The organism is Henriciella sp., assembly GCF_049649345.1.
Taxonomy (GTDB): Bacteria; Pseudomonadota; Alphaproteobacteria; order Caulobacterales; family Hyphomonadaceae; genus Henriciella.
This window is the reverse complement of record NZ_JBARZC010000078.1, coordinates 1-3,824: the sequence shown is the minus strand read 5'-3', so window position 1 is coordinate 3,824 and position 3,824 is coordinate 1. Positions and strand designations below refer to the sequence as shown.

6 protein-coding genes are annotated in these 3,824 nt (G+C 62.3%); 2 read left to right on the top strand and 4 right to left on the bottom strand.

Annotation, left to right across the window (positions count from 1 at the left end):
- The 4 genes from WA989_RS02035 to WA989_RS02020 all read right to left on the bottom strand — a co-directional run.
- A partial coding sequence (locus tag WA989_RS02035) for a transposase (RefSeq protein ID WP_424338864.1) occupies nt 1–541 on the bottom strand: 541 nt, incomplete at its 3' end.
- A 197-nt stretch (nt 542–738) separates the two neighbouring features.
- On the bottom strand, nt 739–1,179 hold the full coding sequence (locus WA989_RS02030) for a thermonuclease family protein (protein ID WP_424338863.1): 441 nt from the start codon (nt 1,177–1,179) through the stop codon (nt 739–741).
- 243 nt (nt 1,180–1,422) lie between these two features.
- Complete coding sequence (locus WA989_RS02025) at nt 1,423–1,569, bottom strand: hypothetical protein (RefSeq protein ID WP_424338862.1); 147 nt, start codon at nt 1,567–1,569, stop codon at nt 1,423–1,425.
- A 44-nt stretch (nt 1,570–1,613) separates the two neighbouring features.
- Complete coding sequence (locus WA989_RS02020) at nt 1,614–2,285, bottom strand: SOS response-associated peptidase (RefSeq protein ID WP_424338861.1); 672 nt, start codon at nt 2,283–2,285, stop codon at nt 1,614–1,616.
- 282 nt (nt 2,286–2,567) lie between these two features.
- Between WA989_RS02020 and WA989_RS02015 the strand changes: the two genes are divergently transcribed.
- Nucleotides 2,568–3,479 carry an ArdC family protein gene (locus WA989_RS02015; protein WP_424338860.1) on the top strand — a complete coding sequence of 304 codons (912 nt, stop codon included), beginning with the start codon at nt 2,568–2,570 and terminating at the stop codon, nt 3,477–3,479.
- 47 nt (nt 3,480–3,526) lie between these two features.
- Nucleotides 3,527–3,802 (top strand): hypothetical protein, encoded by a 276-nt coding sequence (locus WA989_RS02010; RefSeq protein ID WP_424338859.1) that lies wholly within the window; start codon nt 3,527–3,529, stop codon nt 3,800–3,802.
- The last annotated feature ends 22 nt before the right edge of the window (nt 3,803–3,824 follow it).

Genomic DNA, 3,824 nt, shown 5'->3' with positions numbered 1-3,824 from the left:
CCTTGTCGCGGATCTTCACCCTCAGCGCATCGAAGATCACCACGGGATAGACGGCGTCCAGCGCCCGCGAGCGCCATTCCTTCACCTCGTCGAGAACCGCATCGGTCACGCGGCTGATCAGGTCCGGAGACACCTCCAGGCCGTAGAGGTCCTCGAGATGGCTGCGGATGTCCCGCACGCTCATCCCCCGCGCATACATGCCGACGATCTTGTCGTCCAAGCCGTCGATCCAGGTCTGGCCCTTGCCGATCAGGCGCGGCTCGAAACTGCCATCCCGATCGCGCGGGACGTCGATCTCGAAAGCCCCGGCCTCACCCTTCACCGTCTTGCGCCCGGTGCCGTTCCGCCGGTTCGGCTGCACCGGCGGGGGCGTCTCACCGGGGTCGTAGCCCAGGTGATCCGTCAGCTCCGCTCCCAGCATCCGCTGCATCAAGGCGCGCTTGAGCCCTCGCATCAAACCGCCGTCGCCGAGCAGGTCTTCCGGCCGCTCGCAGCCCTTCAGCAATTCGTCGATCGGGTCGTCGTCGATCTTCCTCGTCATGGTCCATGCTCCTGTCGCTCTCAGCATGGACCGGCGGGGTCATACACAGAAGATTGGACACGCTCGGGTATTACCAAAGAGCAGCTCGTGCAAATTATCAAATAATTTCTTTTTAGCGGGAACGATACATGATTTCCTAAATCTATGAAGGTATCCTCGAAGACCGACCGTTGCCCGGACGAAGCGCCGGTACAGCCCTATCGCCCGGCCCACATGCCGCGCCGCTCGACGCGCGCCTCCGCCTCTTCGCTAGAATAGAACCCGTCCGAATAGCGCGGCCAGTCAAGAGCGTAACCCTGCCGCACCATCGCACCCGCGAGGTCGAGCCCGCCTGCAAAGCAGCGCGCCACGGTACGCCCGTATCGATCTGTTTTCTCTGTCTCGCAGGTAATCTCACCGCTTTGGGCCAGCGCGCCGAGAAGAAGGCGGGCATCCTCTCCGCACGGCGTTGCTCTGCCGTCCTGCTCGCAGGTCTGATCCAGCTCCGGCGCATCGATGCCCCAGAGGCGGATGCTCTGCCCCTCGATCCGCAGACCGTCGCCGTCAACGATCCGCACGGCGGCTTCAGCGGATGCAGGTTCGCAGGAGATCCCGAACTGGATTGCCAGGGCCAATGCAGATAACCAGTTTCTCAGCATCGCTATACTCCGCGCAGTTCCGTGTTTCGGCGGGCCGCAACACCCTACAGCAGCCCTACAATGACATCCCGCGCTGGTTTGAACGACCACCACCAGTAATATAGACTTCCGGCGAAAAGGGGCGCTTTCCACCATAGCTCACAGATCGACCGTTTCATGATTGCCCCCGCACTCACCCGGCACCGGTATCGCAGGCAGGACCCGACTGGACAATTGGACAGGGGTTAAGCGGTAAAGGCCGATCTATTCGTTCCCAAGCGAGTTCACCTGCTCGAGGAAGTACCGCTTCTCGGCCGCAAGCGCCGCGAGAATGGCATCCACATCGAGGCCGTCTTCAAGCGCCCCGATCAGCAGCTCCCGCAGAAGGCACTCAAGCGTGTTCTGATCCATGCTCGCTGTCCTTGAGGGGCTGGGATCGCGGACCGTTCGGATCTTCAGCCGGCTTGCGACTCGCCCTTATCCTGCTTTTCACCGCGCGCCACGATCTTCAGGGCGTCATCGGGCAACGGGCGTTGCAGTGCCATCGCCTCCTCGACCGGCGCCGACAGCCAAGTCTCCCATGCTTCGGGTTCGGTGAGGACCACCGGCATGGCCTTGGGGTGGATCGCGCCGACAATTCCGTTGGCCTCCGTTGTCAGGAAGCCGAACAGGTCGTTGGTGGTCTCGCCTTCCTTCAGCTTGCGCACCGACGTCCAGCGCGTCCAGATGCCGGCGAAAAACGCCAGCGGGCGCGTATCATCGAGCGCGAACCAGACCGGCATGGCCGGCTGCCCCGCGCTTGTGTCGTATTCGGAGAAGCTCGTGAACGGAACCAGGCAGCGCTGCCCGACCCCCAGCCAGCGCCGCCAGTGCGGGGAACGGGTGTTGCGAATATTGGTCACGCCACCATCGGTCTTGCGGTTCTTCAGGGCGAAGGCCGGGGACGGCATGCCCCAGCGCATGCGCACCAGCTCGCGCGCGCCGTCCTCCGTGTTGCGGATCACCGGCGCTTCCTGGTCAGGAAAGATCCCCGGCAGGGGCGGCTGGTTGCCCGTGCGATCCCGGATGCCGGGAAACAGCTGCCGCATCGCATCCTGGCTCTTGGTCAGCGAGTAGAGGTTGCACATCCCGGCTCTATAGCTTGCGCCCTTTCGCCGGAAAAGCCGCCGCAGCTCACCTCACCACCGGAAGATCGGAGAAGGCCGGCGTCTGAGAGCGCGTGTTCGCTCACCTGATTGAGGACCCGGACACCAGCTATGTCTCGCTCGACAGCGGGCGCGCTTGTCCCGGGATGTCTGCGCCCTGCTGAGACGTTCCGCGACACTGACGCGCCGCGGGAAAGAGCAAAGGGAGCTTCCGTTTTTGGTGCGGCCATGAGGCCGAGGGAAAGCCAGACAGGAGATGATCCCATGACGACGACCGACCTGAGCCCGAAAGGCGAGACGAGAACGAAGTTCGACCTTCAGCAATACGTCACCGACAGGATCATGGCGGCGATCGAGGCCGGCACGCCGCCCTGGCGCAAACCATGGACCGGATCGGCGGGCGGTGCATTCTTTCCGCTGCGCGCCAACGGCGTGCCCTATCGCGGCATCAACGTTCTGCTGCTGTGGCTCGAAGCGGCCGAGAAAGGCTATGGCGGCGCGCATTGGTTCACTTACCGGCAGGCAACCGAACTGGGTGCGCAAGTCCGCAAGGGAGAGAGGTCCTCGACCGTCGTCAAATACGGTACGGTGGAGCGCGAGACCGAAGCCGGCGACGAGAAGCGCATCGGCTATCTGCGCGCCTACCGCGTGTTCAATGCCGACCAGATCGACGGTCTGCCCAAAGAGTTCGCCCGGACGCCGAACAAAGCCCAGGACATGGGCACCGAGATCGACGCGGAGCTTATGGATTTCTTTGCCGGGATCGGCGTGACGATCGAGACGAGCAAGGACCCGCGTGCCTATTATGATCCCAAGGTGGACCGGATCCACATGCCGCCCGCGGAAACGTTTCACAGCAACACGGGATATTTCGGCACCCTCGCCCATGAGAGCCTGCATGCCACCGGCCACAAGAGTCGGCTGGACCGGTTCACCACCTGCATGAGCCGCAAGGACGTGGCGCGCGAGGAGTTGCTGGCCGAGATCGGCGGCGCAATGCTCTGCGTGGCCCTCGGGATCGAGCCAGAGACCCGGCAGAACGCGGCTTACGTCTCGAGCTGGCTCAAGGCTTTGGCCGACGACAAACGACTGATCTTCACCGCCGCATCAGCCGCGCAGGTGGGCGTGGATTACATCATCGAGGCCGCGCGGCATGCCGACCGGGAAGCCGCGTGAACGGGCTCCCCAACACCTTCAATTCCATCTCAGAAAGGACACATGACATGGAAAAATCCACTTGTATCTCGACCAGATTGAAGCTTCTGATCGCCTTTAGTTTTATTCCGTCCATCCCGGTCATCGGCTTCATGTTCGCTTCCCCGGTGCTCGTGGTAATGGACGTGCTCAGGCTCTTGAACAATCCGGAAACCGGATCCTCGGTGGTTTCGGAAACCCTGACCTGGTATGGCCTTATCTACACCATGGTGATGGGCGTGATGGCAATCATTTATTCTTTTGTGTTCCAGATTTTGGATGAGTTCGAACAGAAGCCAGAGTGAAGACCCAAGCGCTGTCATGCGG

Coding starts and splice junctions, on each gene's coding strand:
- WA989_RS02030 (WP_424338863.1), bottom strand. CDS start 1,179: ATGCTGAGAAACTGGTTATCTGCATTGGCCCTGGCAATCCAGTTCGGG.
- WA989_RS02010 (WP_424338859.1), top strand. CDS start 3,527: ATGGAAAAATCCACTTGTATCTCGACCAGATTGAAGCTTCTGATCGCC.
- WA989_RS02025 (WP_424338862.1), bottom strand. CDS start 1,569: ATGGATCAGAACACGCTTGAGTGCCTTCTGCGGGAGCTGCTGATCGGG.
- WA989_RS02015 (WP_424338860.1), top strand. CDS start 2,568: ATGACGACGACCGACCTGAGCCCGAAAGGCGAGACGAGAACGAAGTTC.
- WA989_RS02020 (WP_424338861.1), bottom strand. CDS start 2,285: ATGTGCAACCTCTACTCGCTGACCAAGAGCCAGGATGCGATGCGGCAG.